At 65.3% G+C, this 21,546-nt stretch carries 22 protein-coding genes and 1 tRNA gene; 7 read left to right on the top strand and 16 right to left on the bottom strand.

Annotated features, from left to right (window positions below):
• Positions 1–122: 122 nt before the first annotated feature.
• Together ACFQ2S_RS20925 and ACFQ2S_RS20930 are read left to right on the top strand one after the other, a co-directional pair.
• On the top strand, positions 123–788 hold the full coding sequence (locus ACFQ2S_RS20925) for a CAP domain-containing protein (protein WP_386077558.1): 666 nt from the start codon (positions 123–125) through the stop codon (positions 786–788).
• A 150-nt stretch (positions 789–938) separates the two neighbouring features.
• Positions 939–1,166 carry a hypothetical protein gene (locus tag ACFQ2S_RS20930; protein WP_089233823.1) on the top strand — a complete coding sequence of 76 codons (228 nt, stop codon included), beginning with the start codon at positions 939–941 and terminating at the stop codon, positions 1,164–1,166.
• Between the two features lie 193 nt (positions 1,167–1,359).
• Here ACFQ2S_RS20930 and ACFQ2S_RS20935 read toward each other — a convergent pair whose 3' ends face one another.
• The 7 genes from ACFQ2S_RS20935 to ACFQ2S_RS20965 all read right to left on the bottom strand — a co-directional run bounded on the left by ACFQ2S_RS20935 (position 1,360) and on the right by ACFQ2S_RS20965 (position 9,105).
• Complete coding sequence (locus tag ACFQ2S_RS20935; RefSeq protein WP_386077561.1) at positions 1,360–2,373, bottom strand: NAD-dependent epimerase/dehydratase family protein; 1,014 nt, start codon at positions 2,371–2,373, stop codon at positions 1,360–1,362.
• A 62-nt stretch (positions 2,374–2,435) separates the two neighbouring features.
• Complete coding sequence (locus ACFQ2S_RS20940; protein ID WP_386077563.1) at positions 2,436–3,143, bottom strand: YjbF family lipoprotein; 708 nt, start codon at positions 3,141–3,143, stop codon at positions 2,436–2,438.
• The gene (locus ACFQ2S_RS20945) at positions 3,140–5,242 is read right to left on the bottom strand and encodes a YjbH domain-containing protein (RefSeq protein ID WP_386077565.1); all 2,103 of its coding nucleotides are present in this window, start codon (positions 5,240–5,242) and stop codon (positions 3,140–3,142) included. Before ACFQ2S_RS20945 ends, ACFQ2S_RS20940 begins: the two co-directional genes overlap by 4 nt.
• 180 nt (positions 5,243–5,422) lie before the next feature.
• Entirely contained in the window at positions 5,423–6,919 is a 1,497-nt protein-coding gene (locus ACFQ2S_RS20950) for an ArnT family glycosyltransferase (protein WP_386077567.1), read from the bottom strand.
• Positions 6,891–7,202, bottom strand: a complete 312-nt coding sequence (locus ACFQ2S_RS20955; protein WP_386077570.1) for a lipid-A-disaccharide synthase N-terminal domain-containing protein — start codon at positions 7,200–7,202, stop codon at positions 6,891–6,893. The genes ACFQ2S_RS20950 and ACFQ2S_RS20955 overlap by 29 nt, the downstream gene beginning before the upstream one ends.
• Positions 7,195–7,941 (bottom strand): glycosyltransferase family 2 protein, encoded by a 747-nt coding sequence (locus ACFQ2S_RS20960; RefSeq protein WP_386077572.1) that lies wholly within the window; start codon positions 7,939–7,941, stop codon positions 7,195–7,197. Before ACFQ2S_RS20960 ends, ACFQ2S_RS20955 begins: the two co-directional genes overlap by 8 nt.
• Positions 7,942–8,028: 87 nt before the next feature.
• A complete protein-coding gene (locus ACFQ2S_RS20965; RefSeq protein ID WP_386077575.1) occupies positions 8,029–9,105 on the bottom strand; it encodes a LacI family DNA-binding transcriptional regulator in 1,077 nt (358 codons plus the stop codon).
• Between the two features lie 163 nt (positions 9,106–9,268).
• Between ACFQ2S_RS20965 and ACFQ2S_RS20970 the strand changes: the two genes are divergently transcribed.
• Together ACFQ2S_RS20970 and ACFQ2S_RS20975 are read left to right on the top strand one after the other, a co-directional pair.
• A tRNA-Arg gene (locus ACFQ2S_RS20970) sits at positions 9,269–9,345 on the top strand.
• Between the two features lie 140 nt (positions 9,346–9,485).
• Positions 9,486–9,746, top strand: coding sequence for a hypothetical protein (locus ACFQ2S_RS20975; RefSeq protein WP_386077578.1), 261 nt, complete (start codon positions 9,486–9,488; stop codon positions 9,744–9,746).
• A gap of 81 nt (positions 9,747–9,827) precedes the next feature.
• Here the strand turns inward: ACFQ2S_RS20975 and ACFQ2S_RS20980 are convergent, their stop codons facing one another.
• The 9 genes from ACFQ2S_RS20980 to ACFQ2S_RS21020 all read right to left on the bottom strand — a co-directional run bounded on the left by ACFQ2S_RS20980 (position 9,828) and on the right by ACFQ2S_RS21020 (position 17,500).
• A complete protein-coding gene (locus ACFQ2S_RS20980) occupies positions 9,828–10,073 on the bottom strand; it encodes a hypothetical protein (protein WP_386077581.1) in 246 nt (81 codons plus the stop codon).
• A 249-nt stretch (positions 10,074–10,322) separates the two neighbouring features.
• Positions 10,323–11,189, bottom strand: coding sequence for a glucose-1-phosphate thymidylyltransferase RfbA (rfbA, locus tag ACFQ2S_RS20985; protein ID WP_386077584.1), 867 nt, complete (start codon positions 11,187–11,189; stop codon positions 10,323–10,325).
• Positions 11,190–11,293: 104 nt separating this feature from the next.
• Positions 11,294–12,157, bottom strand: coding sequence for a dTDP-4-dehydrorhamnose reductase (rfbD, locus tag ACFQ2S_RS20990; protein ID WP_386077586.1), 864 nt, complete (start codon positions 12,155–12,157; stop codon positions 11,294–11,296).
• Complete coding sequence (rfbB, locus tag ACFQ2S_RS20995) at positions 12,154–13,194, bottom strand: dTDP-glucose 4,6-dehydratase (protein WP_386077589.1); 1,041 nt, start codon at positions 13,192–13,194, stop codon at positions 12,154–12,156. Before rfbB ends, rfbD begins: the two co-directional genes overlap by 4 nt.
• Before the next feature lie 3 nt (positions 13,195–13,197).
• The gene (rfbC, locus tag ACFQ2S_RS21000) at positions 13,198–13,800 is read right to left on the bottom strand and encodes a dTDP-4-dehydrorhamnose 3,5-epimerase (protein ID WP_386077592.1); all 603 of its coding nucleotides are present in this window, start codon (positions 13,798–13,800) and stop codon (positions 13,198–13,200) included.
• Positions 13,801–13,872: 72 nt separating this feature from the next.
• Positions 13,873–14,655, bottom strand: coding sequence for a metallophosphoesterase family protein (locus ACFQ2S_RS21005; protein WP_386077595.1), 783 nt, complete (start codon positions 14,653–14,655; stop codon positions 13,873–13,875).
• On the bottom strand, positions 14,652–15,272 hold the full coding sequence (locus ACFQ2S_RS21010; protein WP_386077597.1) for a rhomboid family intramembrane serine protease: 621 nt from the start codon (positions 15,270–15,272) through the stop codon (positions 14,652–14,654). Before ACFQ2S_RS21010 ends, ACFQ2S_RS21005 begins: the two co-directional genes overlap by 4 nt.
• A 215-nt stretch (positions 15,273–15,487) precedes the next feature.
• Complete coding sequence (locus ACFQ2S_RS21015) at positions 15,488–16,861, bottom strand: hypothetical protein (protein WP_386077600.1); 1,374 nt, start codon at positions 16,859–16,861, stop codon at positions 15,488–15,490.
• Between the two features lie 39 nt (positions 16,862–16,900).
• A complete protein-coding gene (locus ACFQ2S_RS21020) occupies positions 16,901–17,500 on the bottom strand; it encodes a polysaccharide biosynthesis/export family protein (RefSeq protein WP_386077602.1) in 600 nt (199 codons plus the stop codon).
• Positions 17,501–17,826: 326 nt separating this feature from the next.
• Here ACFQ2S_RS21020 and ACFQ2S_RS21025 point away from each other — a divergent pair, with 326 nt between their 5' ends.
• The 3 genes from ACFQ2S_RS21025 to flgK all read left to right on the top strand — a co-directional run bounded on the left by ACFQ2S_RS21025 (position 17,827) and on the right by flgK (position 21,544).
• Complete coding sequence (locus ACFQ2S_RS21025) at positions 17,827–18,651, top strand: flagellar motor protein MotB (RefSeq protein WP_386077604.1); 825 nt, start codon at positions 17,827–17,829, stop codon at positions 18,649–18,651.
• Positions 18,652–18,748: 97 nt separating this feature from the next.
• Positions 18,749–20,059 (top strand): flagellar hook protein FlgE, encoded by a 1,311-nt coding sequence (locus ACFQ2S_RS21030; protein WP_386077607.1) that lies wholly within the window; start codon positions 18,749–18,751, stop codon positions 20,057–20,059.
• 27 nt (positions 20,060–20,086) lie between these two features.
• A complete protein-coding gene (flgK, locus tag ACFQ2S_RS21035; protein WP_386077609.1) occupies positions 20,087–21,544 on the top strand; it encodes a flagellar hook-associated protein FlgK in 1,458 nt (485 codons plus the stop codon).
• The last annotated feature ends 2 nt before the right edge of the window (positions 21,545–21,546 follow it).

Consider the following 21,546-nt stretch of genomic DNA (forward strand, 5'->3'; position numbering starts at 1 on the left):
AATGGGCCATCAAAGGCCGGCTGTCAACGCGGCGGCGCACTCGTGCCGCCGACCGATGCCGGAACCTCGCAAAAATGCCTACCCGGAAAGGCAGTTGCAACAGGATCGGAAGAGGAGCGCCGATGATCCATCGCCCATTCACCGACAGAAAGCGCCCATTGCTGGCGTTCTGCCTGATTTCCGCACTGGCCCTGTCACTGCCCGTCGCGCGGGCAGATGCCGCCAGTTGCACCAGGACCGCGCCTTCGGGGCTGAACCAACCGATCGACCCCGCACGGATCGATCAGAATCGGCTGAACGCCGCCATCGCGGCCGAGATCAACTACATCCGCTGCACGAAAGGCCGCCCCGCGCTCGCCACGCCGTCGAGCCTGCGCAAGGTGGCCGTGGGCCATTCGCGCTGGATGGCCAGCGCCTCGCGCCTGACCCACACGTCGAACCGCCGCGGCCAGCAGACGCCGCAGCAGCGGGTCGTCTCCACCGGGATTGACCTGCGCATGGGGTCCGAGAACATCGCGAGGGTCTCGCTCTACCGGCTGGACGAGTTCGGCCGCTTCAAGATCGACGATGCCGGTTCATGCCGCTTCTCCACGATGGACGGTAAGCGAATCAGTCGCCACACCTACGGCACGCTTGCCCGATACGCCGCACAATTGTGGTACAAGTCCTCTGCCCATCGGAAAAATCTGATGGACGGCCGCGCCCGGATGACCGGAAGCGGCGCAGGATTCGACGCTCGCGGCGGCCGTTGCGGCGAGATTTACCTGACTCAAAACTTCGCGGGCTGACGACATGGGCACTTTTGCAACTATGCGTGGCCAGTCTGGCACAACTTTGCGGAGGTGGGTTATGGACGCTTGCCTTTCTGTGCGTTTGTGCGATGTTGCCTAGGAGAACGCCGGGCATGACGCTCGGTCTGCGCTACAGGAGTCATTGTTATGCAGAAGTTTCTGATCTCGACCGCGATGATCGTGGCCGTGGCCGCTCCGTCCTTCGCTGGCGGCTACGAAGAGCCGGCGATCGAGCCTGCTCCCTTCGTCGTTGAAGAAGAAGTCGGCAGCCTCGGCGGCTACGGCGCTGCTGCTGCCCTGCTGGGCGGCGCTGCCCTGATCGCCATTCTGGCGAACGACGACGATGATGACGACGACGACGACGACGGCCACTAAGACCGTCGCCGATCTCGGCATCTGAAGAATACGAAAGCGGCCCTTCGGGGCCGCTTTTGCTTTTCTGGCTGGCCTCCGTTGGATCTGCGAGACGACGGCCCCGCCTGGCCGAAAGCGTGCGACACCGCACAGCAAGGGCCCGCCCCAAGGACAACCTGCTGAGCCTTACAGGCTGGGCGCAGGATCTGCAGATTTACTGGTAGTTTTCCCGGAACCAGCGGACGAAGGTGCCGACGCCCTCGTCGAGCGGCGTCGCCGGCAGCTCGCCAACGAGATGCGTCAAAAGCCGCGTATCGGCCCAGGTCGCCGGCACGTCGCCCGGCTGCATCTCCATGAGGTTCCGCTCCGCCTTCTGGCCCATCGCGTTTTCGATGGCGGCAATGAAATCGCCCAGCTCCGTCGGCTGGGACAGCCCGACGTTCACGACGCGCCACGGCGCGACCGGCGACAGGCTGTCGAACGCTGGAACCTCGCCGCGAGCGTCGGGGCTCGGGGGAACAGCGTCGATCAGGCGAACGATTCCCTCCACAAGGTCATCGACATAGGTGAAATCGCGCTTCATGCGGCCGTGGTTGTAGACGTCGATCGGCCGGCCTTCCCGAATCGCCTTCACGAACTTGAAAAGCGCCATGTCGGGCCGACCCCAGGGCCCGTAGACCGTGAAGAAGCGGAACATCGTCGTCGGGATGCCGTAGAGATGGGCGTAGGAATGCGCCATCGCCTCGTTTGCCTTTTTCGTGGCGGCGTAGAAGGACATCTGCCGATCGGCCTTGTCCGTCTCGGCATAGGGCATGTCGAGATTCGCGCCGTAGACCGAGGAGGTCGAGGCCATCAGCAGGTGCTTCGGCGGCGTCGCGCGCGCGGCTTCCAGCAACTCGAACGTGCCGACGAGGTTTGATTCGACGTAGGAGCGGGGCGCCTCGATCGAATAGCGGACACCGGCCTGCGCGGCGAGGTGGATCACCACGTCGGGTTGGTCCGCGGCGAAGCTATCGGCGAGGCGGCCGGGGTCCTCCAGGCGCGCCTCCACCTCGGAGAAGCCCTCGTGCGCATGGAGAAGCCCGAGCCGGCGCTCCTTGAGGGAGACGTCGTAGTAGTCGGTCATCGCGTCGAAGCCGGTAACGCGATACCCCTCGTCCAGCAGCCGCTTGCAGAGATGATAGCCGATGAACCCGGCCGAACCGGTGACGAGCGCACTTCTGGTCATGGCAGACTCCTGAGCAGACAGACGTAGGAAGTCATAGCGCCGACCGCCCCGTCAGGGAACGGTCAGCCTCGCAGGACTTGCAGCGCCACCTTGCCGACTTGCGGAGAGATCCACTGGATCGACTGCACGATGTCGCCCGATCCTGTCACCCAATAGGTGTTGCGGACGGTCAGATCGTCAGCGCGGCAGGTTTCGCGCATCCGGGTCGCGGAGAAACTGGCCCCCGAAGCAACCTGCACGGTGTCCGCCCCTTCCGACGCGATGGTGCAGCGCATGGTGGTCGGAACCTCGTGGTTCTCGCCGGACAGGTGCCGGTAGACCCGGTTGACCTCGCCCGAACGGCGGGCGCGGATCATAGCGGTGGCGGCTGTCGCGTCCGAGGACATGAGGTCATAGCCAAGCCCCCGAGTGCCGGTCAGCATGCCGTCCCGGAACGTCATGGTCTGCTGGGTCGAGGTCCGGAAGGTGCGATAGGGCCCGTTGCGGCCGAACTCCGCCAGCAGGGCCGTGCGTTGGCTCTCCTCCAGAACCGCCAGGATAAGCGGCTCCTTCACCGAGCGCAGCGCCCCCTGGATGGCCTGCGGCGAGACGCCGGCGTCGGCCTTGGCGCGTGCCTCGCGGCCGGCCTGGTTCTCCTGGAAGGCGGTGTAGAGCGCGCCCCACCCCTGCGCCTTGTCCGGCGTGTTGCCGCAACCGGCAAGCCCGGTCGCCACGGCGAGCGCAGCCAGCAGGGCGAGCCGGCCGCCTCGGGCACGAATGGCAAAGCTCATCTCCAGAATCTCCCGCCGCTGCCCTCGATATCGGGCTTGTGGTAGCGCCGCACCCGCTCGTAGAGCCGGTCGTCCACCCGCACCCTCTGGCCGCCGTCGGAGGTGAAGGGGCTGATCGAGAAACTGTGGATCGACTTGGACGGCTGACCGGTGGCCCAGCCGAGCGGAACCTGCATGTAGAGGCCCTTGTCGAAGGAGCCGTCGCCGAAATCCTCGGCGGAGACGTCGGTCATCGTCGCGTAGGCCCCGAAGCGCCACCCGTTGTCGAAGCGCCGCTCCAGCGTCAGCGTGCCGCCATAGTCGCCGGCGAGATATCGGCCCGCATCCAGCTGCACGTTGTAACCGTTGGCGAAATCGTAATAGGCCGAGGCGTGGCCGGTCACGACGTCGTAGTCCTGCAAGCCGAAGCCACCGTCGTAGTCACGCTTGACCACGTAGTTCACCTCGCCACCGATCGCCAGCGGGCCGTCGAGCGGCTTCCACATCAGCTCGGTGGAGACGCCGGTGTACATCCGCTCCAGCACACCCGCGGTCACGCGGCTGTATAGCTCGGGCGCCGGACGCCCGAAATAGGCCAGCTGCAGCGTATCAATGAAGACGTCCGTGGCGCGGGCGTACTCACGAAAGTCGGTCCGCACCACCGGCACATTCTCTGAGCGTTGCTTGGCCGAAGCTTCCTCGGTGTTGCCGATGACCCGGTACTTGACCGAGCCGGAGGCAACGACCCCCGGCATCAGCGTGACCGAGCCACCGACCCGGATCCCGAAATCGCCGCGGATCGGCTCGTCGGGATCGAACAGACCGAAGCCGAGGTAAGTGCCGAGAAACCAGTTGGTCTCGGGATAGGTCGGGTCGACGAATTCCATGCCATCGGGCAGGCCCACCATCTCCTCGGAGTAGACGGCTTCGGACAGGATCGCATCGGACGAGGCATTCTCCAGCCGCTCGAGATCGGAGCGACGGAAGCTGATCTGCGAGGCCGGCACGCCGTCCCGGACTGGCGTCACCGTCAGTATCTCGACCGAGGGCGGCAGGGCGCGGGTCAGGATCCGCGCGGTCCGTCCGATCGCCTGGGCCTCGGCATAATACCGGTTGTTCTCGATCCGCACATCGGCGCGGGTGCCTTCCAGCGAAATCGCTCGGAGCTTGATGCCCTCGTTGGCAAGCGCCTTGTCGATCCCGCCTTCGAGGCCCGCGAGGTCGGCCGGATCGGTCGTCCATTCCTGGCCCCAGGCCGCCGGATCTTCGCTGCGCGAGGGGCGCGGACGCACCGGCAGGGGACCGGTCTCGTTGCCCGGCCCGAGCAGCGGGCGCTTGGGGTTGAGGGTGAAGTTGACCTGCGCACCGATCTCCGAGCCGTAGAGCGAGGCAACGGATACGCTCACGCCCTCGTTGAAGCGGTATTCGGCGCCGAAGTTCCAAGGCGAGTCGTAATCGACAAGCCCGCGCCGGGTTTCCACCTCGTAGGCATCGGAGGAATATTCGGCCTTGAAGGTCAGCTTGTCGGTCGGCGACCAGGCGACACCACCGAAGGGCGCGACCGGGCCAGAGAACCATTGCTCGATATTGAACTCGCCGCCTTCCTCGCGGACCACGAAATCACGGTCGCCGAATTCCGCGAACGACCCATAGGAGCCGAGCCGGCCCCATCCGAGACCCGCAGTGAAGCGGAGCTGCTCCCCGATCGACTTGGTCGCCACGAGATATTCGGCGCTGTAGAGGCTGGTTCCAACGATGTCCTGAAAGCCCACGGCCACCGAGGGGAGGTATTTCGTCTCGTCGAGGAACTGGAAGCGCAAGTCGAAGTTGCGGTCGTAGTAATCCGTTCCGCCACCGTAATCGGGGATCTTGGTATAGCGGAAGGTGCCCGACAGTCGCGGGCTGAATTGGAAAGTCAGCGCGGTGCGGGTCTGGTCGCCGGAGCGGGAGAAGCTGCCCGAGAACTCGCCGTCATCCGCGTTCTCGGCCGTCGGCATCTCGATCAGGCCCGGCACGCCGTAGAGATTGTAGCTGTCCGTCACCATCGGTTCCGCGATCCCTCCGAGAGGGTGCGCCGTTCCATATATGGCGATTGCTGTAGCGACTGCTCTGGTCGCCATCTTTCTTTGCTGCTCAGGCATTCGTGGCCCCTGCCCCGCCTTTCGTATCATTGCAGTCACTATACATGTTGTCGCGGCATGGCAAACCGGCGAGCGTGACTGAGTCGCAAATTGTGTGGTTTTCGCGAAGACGCGGCAACGCCACCACGCTGCGGCCCCCACCTCCGACCAAAAGGCGTTTCAGCGGTTCAGCCTCAGGCACTCGGCATCGACGAGGAAGAGCTGTTGAGGCCGCCGGGCATAGGCGCCGTCGGTCGGCGCGATCCGGCCCGCCGGAAGCGCCTCGCAGCCGTCGAGGCGGACCTTGTCGTTCTTGGTGACCAGAAGCACGTCGCCCTCGACGCTGTCGGGCAGGGAGTATTTCAGAACGTAGTGGTTCGGCGCCCGTCCCTCCCTCGGGCGCGCAAAGAACGGCATGGTGCTCTCGCGCCCGTCGTGGAACAGCCCGGCGAGGATGTCCCGATCGTCGGCCACGACGGCGACAACGCCCTCGGCCTCGGCGGCGGCAAGAATCGCGGCGCTCATGTCGGTCCGGCCGAGATAGCGCTCCAGCAGGAAGTTGCCTTCCGGCCCTGCCCGCCAGCCGGTGCCCCAGACCGAGGCCAGCGGCAGCAGGATCGCCAGCACGAGGTGGAAGCCCATGCTGCCCCACCGCCACCCGGGGTGCTGGCCGAGCAGCCAGGGCACGACGATCAGCGTCCCCGCGATGTAGGCCGTCGCCGCCCAGTTGGGATAGGCCTCGTTCAGCAGCGCCTGGGTGCAGACGATGGCGAGGATCGGCAGCGAGAAGAGGAGCAGCAGGCGCCGCTCGGCCGGTGCGCCGCGGAACCGCGCGGCGAGCCACAGGAGCGCGCCGAACAGGACCGGGCCGAAGACAATGAACTGGTTGGCCAGGAACTCCGCCAGCCCTGCGAAATTGAGCTGCGCCCGCTCACCCGGGTCGCGCACCCAGTCGGCATTGTCGAGCGTGTGCTCGACGGTGCTGAGCCCGTTCATCAGGTTCCACCAGACGTTGGGAGAGATCACCACCGCGAAGGCCGCGAGCCCGGCCAGGGCCGGCGCCCAGCCGGGCCGCCCCTGCCACATCGCCAGCGCCGCGAGCGCGGCGCAGATCACGTAATAGATCGCGGCGTACTTGGCGAGAAAGGCGACCCCGAGCGCTGCGCCGGCCACGGCCGCCCAGAGCACCGAGCCGCCGCGGTCCAGTCCGCGCAGCCAGGCCCAGAGCGCCAGCGTCAGGAAGGGCACCATGATCGTGTCTGTGGAGATCAGCAGGCTGCCAACGACCACCATGGGCAACGTAATATAGCTTGCCGCCACCCAGATCGCCGCCACCCGACCGAAACGCGGGGCCGCGATTGCGCCGAGGATCAGCGCGGTGGCGGCATGAAAGAGCGGCGCTGGCAGGCGCACCCAGAACGCTGCGTCGGAGCCGCCGATCTCGGTCGCGGCGCGGATCACCCAGCCGATCAGCGGCGGCTTGGAATAATACCCAAGCGCCATCTCCTGGCCCCAGAGCCAGTATTGTGCCTCGTCGACAAAGAGGTCCGTCCGGTTCAGGCCGAGCAGCAGCACCCGCAGGGCGGTCACGCCCAGCACGATCAGCGCGGCGGGCAGGAACCAGCCTTCGGCCTCGCTTGCGGCGGGTCTATTCGGGCTGGCGGCGACGTTCGGCATGGATCAACCAGAGATTGCGGCTGTAGATGAACAGTCCGGTGGACTGGCCGAGGATGAAGACCGGATCCTTGCGGAACAGCGCATAGGCCAGAAGCACGAGACCGCCCCCGATCGAAAGGTACCAGAAGGCGAGCGGCACGATAGAGCGGCCGGCCCGTTCGGAGGCGATCCACTGGACAAGGAACCGCGCGGTAAAGAGCAGTTGCCCGCCGAGCCCGACGATCACCCACCAGAATTCGAACCAGCTGTCCACGGCCAGCCATTTGAACACGGTCTCAACCATCGGCGTGCTCCTCGGCGACGGGGCCGGCCTCCACCGCTTGGGCCTTCTTGCGGCGGCGGATCAGCCAGGCGACGGCCAGCAGATCCGGGATCCCCACGATGGCGCGGCGGAAGTTGGTGTAGTTCGACTGCCCGGCCTGGCGTTCGCGGTGGCTCACGTCGACCAGCGCCACTTCCCAGCCGTCCCGGTTGAACAGGGCCGGCAGGTAGCGGTGCATGTGGTCGAAATAGGGAAGCGCGAGGAAGGCGTCGCGCCGGAATCCCTTGAGCCCGCAGCCGGTGTCGCGCGTGCCGTCATGCAGCACCCGCGCCCGAAGCCCGTTGGCAAAGCGCGAGCCCCATTTCTTGCTGAACGTGTCCTGCCGGGCCACGCGCTGCCCGGCCACGAGGCCGAGCTTGCCGGTGCTGTCCTGCTTTAGCGGCAGGAAGAGCTTCGGCAATTCCTCCGGCGGGTTCTGCCCGTCGCCGTCGAGCGTGCAGATGATCTTGCCGCGCGCGGCCCGGACACCGTTGTGGACGGCGGCGCTCTGACCGGCCGAGCTGGCGTGACTGAGAAGCCGGATCCGCCCGTCTGCCGCGGCCAGCCGCTGCGCGATTTCGGCGGTGTCGTCGGTCGAGGCGTCGTTGACCACGATGATCTCGTAATCCTCGCCCGCGCAGGCGGCCGCGATTCCGTCGAGAAGAGGCGCGATGTTCTCGCCCTCGTTCTTCATCGGGATCACGATCGACAGGTCGGTCATCGGGGCCTCGCACTGCGCCGCCCGGACGCAGGACCGGACGTGGGCGCGTTTAACTCCATCCCCCGGCCCATGTCCATGAAGTTGGCCTCAGCCGCGGCGCAGCGTGTCGCCGTAGGTGAGTTTGGGCATCAGGACAATCTGCTCGCTGCCGAGGTCCGGATCGCCCTTGTCGCCTGTGCGCTCGGCGATGATCCGCGCCGCGGCTTCCCCGACCTCGCGCCGGCAGGAATCCATCGTCGCGAGCTTGCGCGGCAGGCCGTCGAGCAGTTCCACCTTGTTGAAGCCCGCCATGCCGATCTGGCCGGGAATGTCGATCCCCTTCTCGAGGCAGTAAAGCAGTCCGCCCGCGCCGATCAGATCGTTCGAGTAATAGAGGAAATCGAGGTCCGGGGACCGCGACAGCATCGCCTCGGTCATCTCCCGGCCCTTGGCGAAACCGGAACCGCCCTCGTAATACTCGTGATCCTCGACCTTCAGCCCGGCCTTTTCGAGCGCCTCGGTGAACCCCTCGTAGCGCTTCCGGGCGCGGTGGTCGCGCGGCATCTTGGTGCCGAGGAAGCCGATGCGCTTGTAGCCTTCGTCGATGATCGCCTGCGCCATCTCGCGTCCGGCCCGCTTGTGCGAGATCCCCACCGCCGAATCCACCGGTTCGCCGTCGACATCCATGATCTCGACCACCGGGATGCCGGCGTTCTTCAGCATCGCGCGGGACGCCTCGGTCCGCTCCAACCCGGCGATGATAACCCCGGAAGGTCGCCAGCTGAGCATTTCGTAGAGGACCTTCTCCTCCTGCTCCGGCTCGTAATGCGTCACCCCGAGCACCGGCTGAAGCTCGGTATCCTCCAGCACGTGGGAGATCCCGTTGACGACCTCTGGAAAGACCATGTTGGACAGCGACGGAATGATGACGGCGACGAGGTTCACCCGGCTGGAGGCGAGCGCGCCAGCGATCTTGTTGGGCACGTAGCCAAGCCGCTTGGCCGCGGCCAGCACCCGTTCCCGCGTCGCGGCACTCACGTCACCACGGTTTCGCAGCACCCGGCTGACCGTCATCTCGCTCACGCCGGAGGCCTCGGAAACATCGCGCAGGGTCAGGGGGCGTCGGGACTCGCCGCGGCCCGGCGAATGGGTGGGATCGGGGGAACGCTGATCGTCGTATGTCATGCAGATCTGTTAGCGCCAAATTTCCCTGTGGAAAAGCGCTGCATTGCAGGCGGGGATTTTAGTCGCACATGCGCCCCGACCTTGTGCTCAAGGTCTGATCTGGAGGCATTGGCGGCGATTTCGTCTTGTGCAAACGCCCATGATCCGGCACCTAAAGGCCACCGACCCCGTGGCTCAACTGGATAGAGCAGCCCCCTCCTAAGGGGCAGGTTGCAGGTTCGAATCCTGCCGGGGTCGCCATCTTGCAGGCACCGGCATCTCCCCGCGAAGTACGGCTTCATCCGTCGCCTTGCACCGCGCAATGATAATTGCAGGATGGTTGCAAAACGCCACCTTGCCTCGTAGATCATTGGACTTGCCCCAACGAGCGGACCAGTCCCATGCCGAAGTCCAAGGTCAACACCAAGGCGATCAACCTGCGGATCGAGATCGAGCACGAAGACCTCGTGCGCGATGTCATCTCGCAGATCCGTACCGGCGGGCCCGGGTTTCGGACCGCGCTCGAACAGCTCCTGGCAGACGAAAGCGCGGCGCAATACATGCCCGCGCGGGAGATCCACGCCCGGTTCTCCCAACTTGAGCAGAGAGTGAAGGCGCTCGAAGCGGCAGAGGCCCGCGAACACGACGGCGAGACTTCCTGAAACGAGTAACGCCGGCCCGGATGAACCGGACCGGCGCCACGCTCAGAGCCCCGGAGGTGAGGGAACCGAGCCCTGCCCGTCTCAGCCGTTCCAGGTCCAGCGGAACTGCGCGTCAGCCGTTGCGGTGATGCGCATCTCCGGGCTGTTGACGACCTCGATCTTGTAGACGCCGGAGGTGTCGAAGACCTCGAACCCCTCCCAGTCACCACCCGCGTTGCGGCGCTCGAGCTGCACCGTGCCGCCGCCCGGGGCGACATCAAGGGTTGCGGGCTTGGCCCAGTGGGGAAACGCCTCGGTCACCAGTGCGGCAGACTGCCAAACGCTCATTGCCGGTTCCTTTCATGCCAGTTGTGTTCCGTTGCCAGCCGAGCGCGTTGGCCCGCCCAAGACACCCGCGCTCGCCCCGGGGGGACGGCATCGGGGTTGCCTCGTCGTGGAGGCCCGCGTCGGGCCGGCCGTCGGCAGCTCTTCCTGCACGTCTTTGAAAGCAGGCCGAGAATCCATCAGAAGCCTCAACAAGATCCTGATGCAGCAACCGGTCCGGTCATCTTTCGTTAAGGATCGCGCCGCCGAGGATCACTCCAGCAACTGGCGCAGGTAGTCGCCATAGGCGGTCCGGGAAAACAACCGGATGCGCTCGGCAAGCTGGGCGTCATCGATCCATCCCTGCTGCCAGGCGATCTCCTCCGGGCACCCGGTCTGCAGTCCTTGCCGCTCCGTCAGGGTGCGCACGAAATTGCCGGCGTCGAGCAGGGAGGCATGGGCTCCGGTATCCAGCCAGGCAAAGCCGCGCCCCATGATCTGAACGTCGAGCGCATCTTCGGCGAGGTAGGTCTCCAGCAGTTCGGTGATCTCAAGCTCGCCACGCGCCGAGGGGCGGATGTTCCTGGCTCGGGCCGGCGCGTCCCCATCGAGGAAGTAGAGCCCGGTGACGGCGTAGCGCGAGGGCGCCACCTGCGGCTTCTCGACCAGGCCGGTCGCCCGGTTGCCCTCGAACCGGACGACGCCGTAGCGCTCAGGATCGGCCACGCGATAGGCAAAGATGGTGCCGCCGCGCTGCCGCTGAATGGCCGATTTCAGAAGCTCCGGCAGGCCGTGACCGAAGAACAGGTTGTCGCCGAGGATCATCGCCGAAGGCGCACCGTCGAGGAAATCCTCGCAGAGCACATAGGCCTGCGCCAATCCCTCCGGCGCGGGCTGCTCGACCCAGGTGATCTCGATCCCGAACTGCCGCCCGTCCCCAAGTAGCCTCTGAAACTGGGGCTGGTCCTGCGGCGTGGTGATGATGGCAATCTCGCGGATGCCTGCCAGCATCAGCACGCTCAGCGGATAAAAGATCATCGGCTTGTCGAAGATCGGCAGCAGCTGCTTGGAGACGCCGAGCGTGATCGGGTAGAGCCGCGTGCCGGTGCCCCCGGCGAGGATGATGCCCTTGGTCTTCATTGGCTGCTCCCCGATGCCGCCCGGCCTTCGGCATCGCTGCGCCGGGCCCTCGCAACCGGTCTAAGGGGTTTCGCGGCAAGTTGAAACGCCGCGTGAAGCGGAGACTAGCCCATCGCGATTTCCGCCAGCACCTCTCGCAGCCCGTCACGCCAATCCGGGCGGGCGATGCCGAAGCTTTCGGTAAGCGATGTGCAATCGAGCCGCGAATTTAGCGGGCGCCGGGCACGCATCGGGAATTCCGCACTCGGGATCTCGCGCACCCTCACATCACGGCCAGACAGGCGAAAGATCTCGCGCGCGAACCCCGCCCAGGACGTGTCGGGCGCCCCGCTCAGGTGATGCACACCGCTCCGGAAATCCGAACCCGTGCTGGCCCGGGCGAGCGTCAGCAGCGCCTCCGCCAGCGCGGCGGCGGAGGTCGGTCCGCCGATCTGGTCGGAAACGACCGCGATCTCCGCCCGGCTCTCCGCAAGCCGCAGCATCGTTCGGACGAAATTCGTCCCGTGAGCCGAAAAGACCCAGCTTGTGCGGAGGATGACATGAGTCCCGCCCACATCGGCAATCGCGGCCTCACCGTCGAGCTTGCTTCGGCCGTAAGCATTGACCGGCGATGGTGTATCCACGGGGCGCCACGGTTGCGCACCGTTCCCGTCAAAGACGTAATCCGTCGAAAGGTGCAGAAGGGGCAGGCCACGTTCCGCTGCGGCATGGGCGATCTCACCAGCTGCCTGTGCATTGACGCGCCCGGCGAGCTCAGGCTCGTCCTCCGCCCGATCTACGGCGGTATAGGCGGCGGCATTGATCACCACGTCGGCATCGCTGCGCTTTATGGCACGGGCACAGGCACCCGGCTCGGCAAGGTCCGCCTCCGCCCGCCCGAGCGCGACCATCTCCACCCCCGCCGAGGCCGCCGCCCGGCGCAGCGCCAATCCGACCTGTCCGGACCGGCCAAAGACCAGCAGCTTCATGTCCCCGCGCCCAACCGCACACCGACGCCCGGCCTGTCGCGAAGCGCCTGCCACCACGCCGCGTTGTCGAGATACCAGCGCACCGTCTGCTCCAGTCCGCTGTCGAGCGAGTGACGCGGCGCCCAGCCAAGCTCCTCGCGGATGCGCGTCGCGTCGATGGCATACCGGAGGTCGTGCCCGGGCCTGTCGGGCACGCGGGCGATCAGCTCGGAATACGGCCGCTCGGCAGGTCGGAGCCGGTCGAGGACGGCGCAGAGCGTCTCCACCAGGTCGATGTTGCGAGCCTCGGCACTGCCACCGATGTTGTAGCTGCGCCCGACCCGACCCCGCTGCATGACCAGCAACAGGGCCTCGGCGTGATCCTCCACATGCAGCCAGTCCCGTACGTTCTCGCCGGTGCCGTAGACGGGGATCGGCGCGCCTTCCAGCGCCTTGAGGATCACCACGGGAATCAGCTTCTCGGGGAACTGGAACGGCCCGTAATTGTTCGAGCAATTGGTCAGCACAACGGGCAGGCCATAGGTCTTGTGCCACGCCCTGACGAGATGATCCGAGGCCGCCTTCGACGCCGCATAGGGGCTGTTGGGCGCGTAGGCCGTCGTTTCGCTGAAGGCGCCGGTCGGTCCGAGCGAGCCGAAGACCTCGTCGGTGGAGACATGGACGAAACGAAAGTTCTCCGGCGCGCCATGCGCCTCCCAATAACCCCGTGCGGCTTCCAGCAGCGTGAAGGTGCCGGTGATGTTGGTGCCGATGAAATCGGCCGGACCGTCGATCGACCGGTCGACATGGCTCTCCGCCGCGAGATGCAGCACCGCGTCGGGCCGGTGGCGGGCAAAGGCATCGGCCAGCGCCGTGCCTTCCCGGATATCGACTTGCTCGAAGGCATAGTCAGGATGACCCGCCACGCTGGCAAGGTTGTCGAGACAGGCGGCATAGGTCAGCGCGTCGAGGTTGACGACCGCGTGCCCCTCGGCAATCGCCTGCCGCACAACCGCCGAACCGATGAACCCCGCCCCGCCCGTCACCATGAGTTTCATCGCTCAGCCCTCGAACCGGAATGGGGATTGGAAACCGGCAAAGCCCGACGCGGCGGCATCCTTGTCCGACTGGATCGGCGTCAGTCCATCAAGGCCCCAGTCGATTCCGATGACCGGATCGTCGAAGCGGATCACTCCCGCGGTCTCGGGCGCATAGGTCTCGGTGCACTTGTAAAGGATCTCGGTGTCCGGCTCACGCGCGACGAAGCCATGCGCGAAGCCCTCGGGGATCAGCAACTGGCGGCCATTTTCGGCGCTCAGTTCGACGCCAACCCATTTGCCGTAGCACGGCGAGCCCAGCCGGATGTCGACCGCCACATCCCAAAGCCGCCCTCGGCCGCAGCGGACGAGCTTTGCCTGGGCGCGCGGCGGCGCCTGGAAGTGCAGGCCGCGCACCGTGCCGGGTTCGCGGGACAGCGAGTGGTTGTCCTGGATGAAGGTCAGGTCGATCCCCCGGTCGCGCAGAAGATCGCGGTTGTAGCTCTCGGAGAAGAAGCCCCTGGCGTCGACGAACCGTTTCGGCGTGAGCACCAGCACGCCCGGCAGCGTGGTCTCTTCGATCAGCAAAGCCACATCCTCGCCCCTGTCGGTATAATTCGCCCCCATCTGCCACGAATTTCCCTGAGCAAACAGGGGGAGCGCGCCCAAAGTCGCGCAGAAGCTGCGCGTCCGGTTGGGTCAGGTGGCCGAGAGGAAGCGCGGCGTGCCTTCGCCGAGCACGGCTGCTGTCAGCGGGCCGCCGCGAAAGGCCGCGGTGTCGATCGCAACATGGCGGTTGGCCACCCGCGGTTCCGGCACCGGCGTGTGGCCGTGCACGACCCAGCTGCCGTCCCGCCGCGGCACGATCCTGGCGGCTGGGCGTCCCCAGAGCAGGACGTTCTCCCTCTGGGCGATCATGGCGCGGAGGGGATCGGTCTGCCCATGCACGGCCACGACATTGCCGGAGCGCCACCAGAGCGGCAGGTTCGCGAGCCACCCCAGAAGTCCCGGCCCGGCTGCCTCGCGCAGCGCGCGCGCCCGAACGGAGGCCCGCTCCCGGAGATCCACATCCGAGTAGGACGGCACGCCGAAACTCGTCATCGTCTCCTCGCCGCCGTAATCGAGCCAGCGCTGCGCCAGGCTGGCCGGCGCGCTCAGGAAATCGAGCATCATCAGGTCGTGGTTGCCCATCAGACAGACCACGCGATCGGGCTCGGCATCCTGCAATGCCTTGACGCGCCTGAGCACCCCCGCCCCATCCGGGCCCCGGTCGATGTAGTCGCCGAGGAACACGATGTCGGCCGTGCGGCCGTCCCGGTCCTCCTCGATCTGCGCCAGCAACCGTTTGAGCTTGGCATCGCAGCCGTGAACGTCGCCCACGGCATAGGTCAGGTTCTCGGGCTCCGGTGGCGCATCGGCCGCCGGGTGATGGTCCAGCCGCTCCATCAGTGCGGCGGGAAGGAGGTGCGACAGGAAACTCATGCCGCCGACCTCCGGTTCAGGCCGACCGCCACGCCCCATCCGGCGATGAACCCACCCAGGTGGGTCTCCCAGGCGAGCCTGCCGGCGAAAGCGACGTACATCAGCACGTTGATCACGACGAGGCCCGCGAGCAGCCGGCGCGTGGCGCGGAACGAGGCCGCCGTCGTCGGCCGCGAGAGCCAGATCCAGGCGCCGATTGCACCGGCAAGACCGAAGAGCGCCCCCGACGCCCCCACCATCGGCAGCCCCGAGCGCGAGAGCAGCGCAAAGGCCGCACCGCCGACGATCTGGGAGATCACGTAGATCCAGAGAAACCCGCCGGCACCGGTCCGGGCGATTACGACTCGCGCCAGCGACCAGAGCGTGACCATGTTCAGCGCCAGGTGGACCGCGCCGCCGTGCAGGAATCCGTAGCTCAGGAACATCGTGGCCGGCTGGAGCGCGAAGTTCGGCGTCCAGCCGCCCAGAAGCCCGGGCCAGAAGGCCCCGTAATCATAGGCAAGAATCCGCAGATTGGGCCGGCCGAGCACCCCGAGGTCGGAGAGTTGCAGCACCGCTTCGACCAGGCAGCAGGGCACGATGATGGAGAGCAGAATCGCTCTCTCCCCATCGGACATCGGGGCCGGGTCTCTGAGGTTCACCTTCATGTACCGATGATTGGTGCTTCCCCCTGTCTACTTCAAGAAAACATATCGTTTATGCGCGGACCCGCGAACAGTCAGTCACATTCAGATGGATTGTTTCCGACTTGCGCGGGAGGGCAAAATCCGGCCGTCCGCAGCAGTGCCGTGCTCCGACTCGCTTACCCCAGACAAAATCGTGTCAAGTATTTTTAAGGTCGCAGGGAGAACCTACGGTCGATCGTGGCGAAGATCTGGTTCGACGTCATCGTGTCGTCACCGCCGTCGACCGAGTATTCGTGGATGTAGCCCGCCACGAAGCTCCAGTCCCGATCGAGATCGTGGAAGTAGGAAAGTCCGGCGCTCGCATACCGGCGATCGTCGGTATCGTCGTCGAGCCCCTCTGAGGCCGAGGTGCCGACCGAGACGCGGAAGCCGGAGACCGCGGTGACCTCCTGCACGAAGGTCGCGGCCAGACGACTGAACAGGACCTCGTTGTCGTCGTCGTCCGTCTGGACCCCGTTGTTGAATGACAGGCTGAACACCGAGTCCCGGTTCTGACGCGTCCATTCCAGCGAACCCACGGGGTTGGTATGGCCGCTCTCGGTGCGGGTGACGCCCAGCGAGAAATCGAGCAAGCCGTCTCTCAGCTCCATTTCACGCCCGGCCGAAAGCGTCGTCCGGTATCCGCCACCGTCGAGCTCGCTCGACAGCGAGACCCGGTTGGTCCCGTTGTTGCGGTCCTGGAAAAGCGCCAGGTCGATCGTCGGCCGCTCTTCGGTATCGGTCACCCGCTCCCCGTCTCGGGTCCGGGTTGTCTCGTTGATCGAGTGGCTGAGGGTGCCGCGAAAGGTCAGCGTCGGATCGATCTCGGCCAGCAGGCCGATGCCGAACGAGCTGTTGGTCTCGTCGTTCTTGATGTCGTCGACGTCGTCGCGATCCTCGTAGGCGCCTGTGACCAGCAGCTGCGCCGTGCGGGTCAGCGCGAATCCGAGCTCGGCCGACACCGCGATCGTATCCTGATCCGTCAGGTCGGGATCATCCGAGTCCAGGAACCGGCGCTCCGCATAAGCCAGGTCGCCCTCGAAACTGACTGGCGCGTCCTTCCCGAGCGAGAGCCCGGCGGCGAATTTCAGGTCGCGGCGCGTGCCCTGGTCGATGATCAGGTCGGTGCTGTTTTCTATCTCGGTGATGTCGAGGCCATTGTCCGTCTCGCGCAGAAGCAGCGACGTGGTGAAGTCGGAGGCGACCCCGTCACGGCCGTAGGCAAGGCTCAGGAAGGGGTTGATGAACCCGCCGTTCTCGTCGGGATCCTCGCCGAATTCCCCGAGTTGCAGCCGCCCGCCGATCGACGCGTCGAAGGATGACACGTCGGTCTCGGACGAATAGCCGAGCGTCACATCGCTGACCCAAAGGTAGGTGTCGCCGGACGGCTTCTCGAGCCGCTCGTAGTTGTCATTGGCCAGAAAGCCGGTGCTCAGGTCGAAGAAGAGCTCCTCGCCCAGTTCCCGTGCCTGCTGCGAGCTGGCGACCGCGGCGAACATGGAAACCGTTCCAACAACCACCACTCGTGTCGACCAGGTCACCGCCGACATCCTGTTCACCCATCCCCCGCGCATGGACGTCTACTCGAACAGGCGGCGTTCGGGGACGAGCAGGACATCGCCCTCGACGAGTTGCGGATCCATCGTCATCTCGGCCCCGCGGGAGATCGCGCGATAGTTGATCTTGTACATGCGCTGCTGATTGTTGGCGTCTTCGCGACGCAGCTGCAGGCGCTTGGTCGCGGCATATTTGGTAAACCCACCGCTCTGCGACAGCAACTGCAGCACCGTGGTCCCGGGCAACACCGCCTTTGGGCCCGGCGCATTCACTTCACCCACCAGATAGACCACGAAGCTGTTGTCCGCTTCCTCAATGGCCGGCGACGTGGGTGCGAGCCCGACGACGGAGACGAACACGGTCGGAGTAACCGAAAAGTTGCTGGCGATGCTGCTCGCGATCGAGCGCTCGACCTGCTCGGCCGTGCGGCCTCCCGCGGTGACGGAGCCAACCATTGGGAATCCGAACTTGCCATCGGGAAGAACGAGAACCTGCCGGTTCAGGGTGGAATCCTCAAGGATTTCCACCGCCAGCTGATCGCCCGGCTGTATCAGGTAGTTTCCTTGTGCCGCTGCCGGGAGCACCCCCAGCACGAATGCGACAAGAGCGATGATCACCCTCATGAGCATTGTGACTGCCTCGATTGTTTTGCGCTCGGTGCCATCTATCGGGCTGTTTTCCGGACGCAATCTGCCTCTTCATTTTCCGGTTACACCAAATCGCCCGGAATCGTCAGAAAAAACGCAGAGATTTCCGGCCCCTGCCGCCCAAGTGTTGCAAACAGGAAGCTTTTCCTTCGCATTTCGGCGTTTGAACGCACTGAAAAGCGGCTTTGCGGGATCCAGTTCGGGCCCCGAACCGGTTTCCTTGTCGCCTTGCGCGCGCAGCAAGCCTTCCTTTACCCGCAGAATGTAACCCTCGGCCCCGGGTGTGAGACAAAGGTGGTGGTATGAGCGCAGGACCAAACGCGCCGGTCATCATCAGACGCAAGAAGGTGGTGGCTGGTGGTGGCCACCATGGCGGCGCGTGGAAGGTGGCCTATGCCGACTTCGTCACCGCCATGATGGCCTTCTTCATGCTGATGTGGCTGCTGAACGCGACGACGGAAAAGCAACGCAAGGGCATCGCGGACTATTTCAGCCCGACGATCCCCCTGAACCGGATCTCCGGTGGCGGGGACGGCAGCCTCGGGGGCGATTCCGTGTTTACCGAGGACACGCTGGCCCACAACGGCGTCGGCGCAACGAATCGGGCGCCGACGCTCCGAGACGCCGGCGCTTCCGGGCAGATGCACACGAAGGAGGACGCAGCCCTGAAGGAGCTGGAGTCAATGCTCCTCGGCGGCGGCGGAGAGAGCATGGCCGACGACAACACGTTACGCCACATCATGACGCGCGTTACCGACGAGGGGCTGATCGTCGAACTCTTCTCCCTTGAGGGTGACCCATTGTTCCAAGCCGGCTCCGAGGCTCCGATGCCGGTCCTCAAGGAACTGGTCGCGCTCGTCGGGCGTGTCTTTGCCTTTTCCACCAACAAGGTGGCGATCAAGGGATTCAGCCGCTCCCATGCCGTGGTGCTCAAGGTCAACCCGACCTGGGACCACTCCCTTGGCCGCGCTGAAACCGTGCGGGAAATGCTTTCGGAACCGCTGGGCGATGCCCGTATGGAACGCGTCAGCGGTCACGCCGACAGGCATCCCGCCGTCGGCAACCCGATGTCGATGCGCAACGACCGGCTGGAGATTGTCCTGCTGCGCTCCGGAAGCGGCGGCTGAGCGACCTCTTCAGATCCTTTCCGGCGTTAGCACCACATTAAGCGGACCATGCTCATAGTGCTCGAAATTCCCGGTCGCAGCAGCAGAAGGGCGCACCATGACCATTTCCTCTTCCCTCAATGCCGGCGTGGCCGGGCTGGCCGCGAACGCGAGCCGTCTGGCGACGATCTCGGACAACATCGCCAACTCCTCGACCTACGGCTACAAGCGTGCGGAGGCCGATTTCCACTCGATGGTAATCGAATCCGGCAGCGGAACGTATTCTGCCGGCGGCGTCCGGGTCACGACCACCCGCATGATCGACGAGGCCGGCGCGCTTGTCACGACCTCGAATTCGACCGACCTCGCCGTGCGCGGACGCGGCTTCCTGCCGGTCACGACCGAATCCTCGGTCGGCACCGACAACGGCGACGTCTCGATGCTGCTGACGACGACCGGATCGTTCCGCACCGACGAGAGCGGTATCCTCAAGACCGAATCAGGCTTGGTCCTGCTCGGCTGGCCCGCAGCGGCGGATGGCTCGATCCCGGACTACGCACGCGACACCGCGGACGGGCTCGAACCCGTGCAAATCAACGTCAACCAGTATGCCGGCGAGCCGACGACCTCGATGTCCCTCGGCGTCAATCTGCCTGCGACCGAGACCGAAGCCGGCGCTGATGGCTCCGCCTTGACGTTGCCGGTCGAGTACTACGACAACCTCGGAACTTCGCAATCCGTGACCGTCACATTCACGCCCTCAGTTCCCGCGCTGGCAACTGATCCGGCCACCAACACCTGGACCATGACCCTGACGGATTCGGCGCAGGCCGGCGCCACGATCGGGGAATACACTCTGGTCTTCGATGACACCCGCACCAGCGGTGGCACGCTCGCGTCGGTGACCAAGGTCAGTGGCGGCGCCTACGACGCTGCGACCGGTGTATTCGACGTCAATGTCGCCGGCGGCCCGATCTCGATCAACATCGGCGCCGTCGGAACCGGCACCGGCCTGACCCAGCTCTCCGACAGCTTCGCTCCGACCGCCATCAGCAAGGATGGCTCGCCCGTCGGCAACATGACATCGGTCGAAGTTGATGCGAATGGCTACGTGATCGCAAATTTCGACATCGGCATCTCACGCGTCGTCTACCAGATCCCGCTCGTCGATCTTCCCAACGCCAACGGCCTTATCTCTCTCGACAATCAGACCTACACGACCTCGAACGAGAGCGGCAGCTTCTTCCTGTGGGACGCCGGCGACGGCCCCACCGGCGACATCGTAAGTTACGCGCTCGAGGAATCCTCCACTGACGTGGCGGGCGAACTCACGGATCTGATCCAGACCCAGCGGGCCTATTCCTCCAACGCCAAGGTCATCCAGACGGTCGACGAGATGCTTCAGGAAACGACCAACATCAAGCGCTGAGCACGCGCATAAGCGAGGTGGTTCACCATGTCCCTGTCCGGCTCCCTGTCAAACGCCCTCTCGGGCCTGACGGCGGCATCGCGCGCGGCCGAGATCGTCTCGTCCAACGTCGCGAACGCGATGACTCCCGGCTATCAGAAACGCGAACTGGTGCTGTCTTCGAACGCTGTGGACGGCGCCGGCGCGGGCGTTCAGGTGGACGGTGTCCTGAGGCTCGTGGACGAGCGTTTGGTCTCGGACAGGCGCATCGCTCAGGCCGGCCTCGCCAATGCAACGACCGAGGCCGCAGCCTGGTCGCAGATCGAGACGGCGATCGGCCTCCCCACGGAGAGCGGCTCGATTGCATCGAAGATCAGCGCCTTCGACGCCGCTCTCATCAATGCAACGAGCCGGCCGGATCAGACGGTCCGCCTCGACGCTGCCGTTGAAGCCGCGTCGGATCTGGCCATTCACATCCGATCCGCTTCGAGCGAAGTCCAGCAGATACGGATGAATGCCGATGCCGACATCGCATCGATGGTCGAGCAATTGAATTCCGATCTTGAACAGATCCAGACGTTGAACTGGCAGATCTTCAAGATGGGAAATTCGGGTCAGGATGTCTCCGGCCTGCTGGATCAGCGCCAGGCCCTCGTCGACTCCATCGCCGAGGCCATTCCAGTTCGGCAGGTCGCCCGGGACGGTGGCCAGATTGCGCTCTTCACGACCGGAGGCACCATCCTGCTCGACGGTCAGGCGGCGGAGATCGGCTTTACCGCAACAAGGACGATCACGCCGGATATGACCTACGACGCAGGCTCGCTCTCTGGACTGACTTTGAATGGCATCCCTCTCGACATCGGAGGGACCTACGACCCTATCGCCGGCGGCAAACTGGCGGCCGCCTTCGATATTCGGGACGGCATCGGCGTTGAAGCGCAAACCGAACTCGACGCTCTCGCGCGCGATCTGATCGAACGGTTTCAGGATCCTGCGCTCGACGCCACCCTCGCGGTCGGCGACGCCGGCCTGTTCACCGACGGCAATGGCGCCTTTGATACGTCCGACGAGATCGGTCTCGCCGCCCGGATCGGCATCAATTCCGCCGTTGATCCGGATGCTGGTGGTGAGAGTTGGCGCCTGAGGGACGGGCTAGAGGCTGCTGCCAGCGGCGATGTCGGGAATTCCGCGCTCCTGTCGGCGCTGACCGATCGCCTGAACGAGAGCCGCGCCACCGCCTCCGGCGCCTCCGCCGGCCTCCAGCGATCGACCAGCGAACTCGCGTCTGACGTCCTGTCGCAGATCTCACGACAACAGCAATCTGCCGAGACCCGTCAGGGTTTCGAAGCTGCGCAGCTCGATGCGATCTCCACGGAAGAAGCGCGCAACGGCGTCGATACGGATGACGAAATGCAGAAACTCCTGCTTATCGAGCAGTCTTATGCCGCGAATGCGCGGGTCATACAGACGATCGAAGAGCTTCTGGATCAGCTTCTGGGGATTTGAGC

Source organism: Tropicimonas aquimaris (assembly GCF_042676185.1).
Lineage (GTDB): Bacteria > Pseudomonadota > Alphaproteobacteria > Rhodobacterales > Rhodobacteraceae > Tropicimonas > Tropicimonas aquimaris.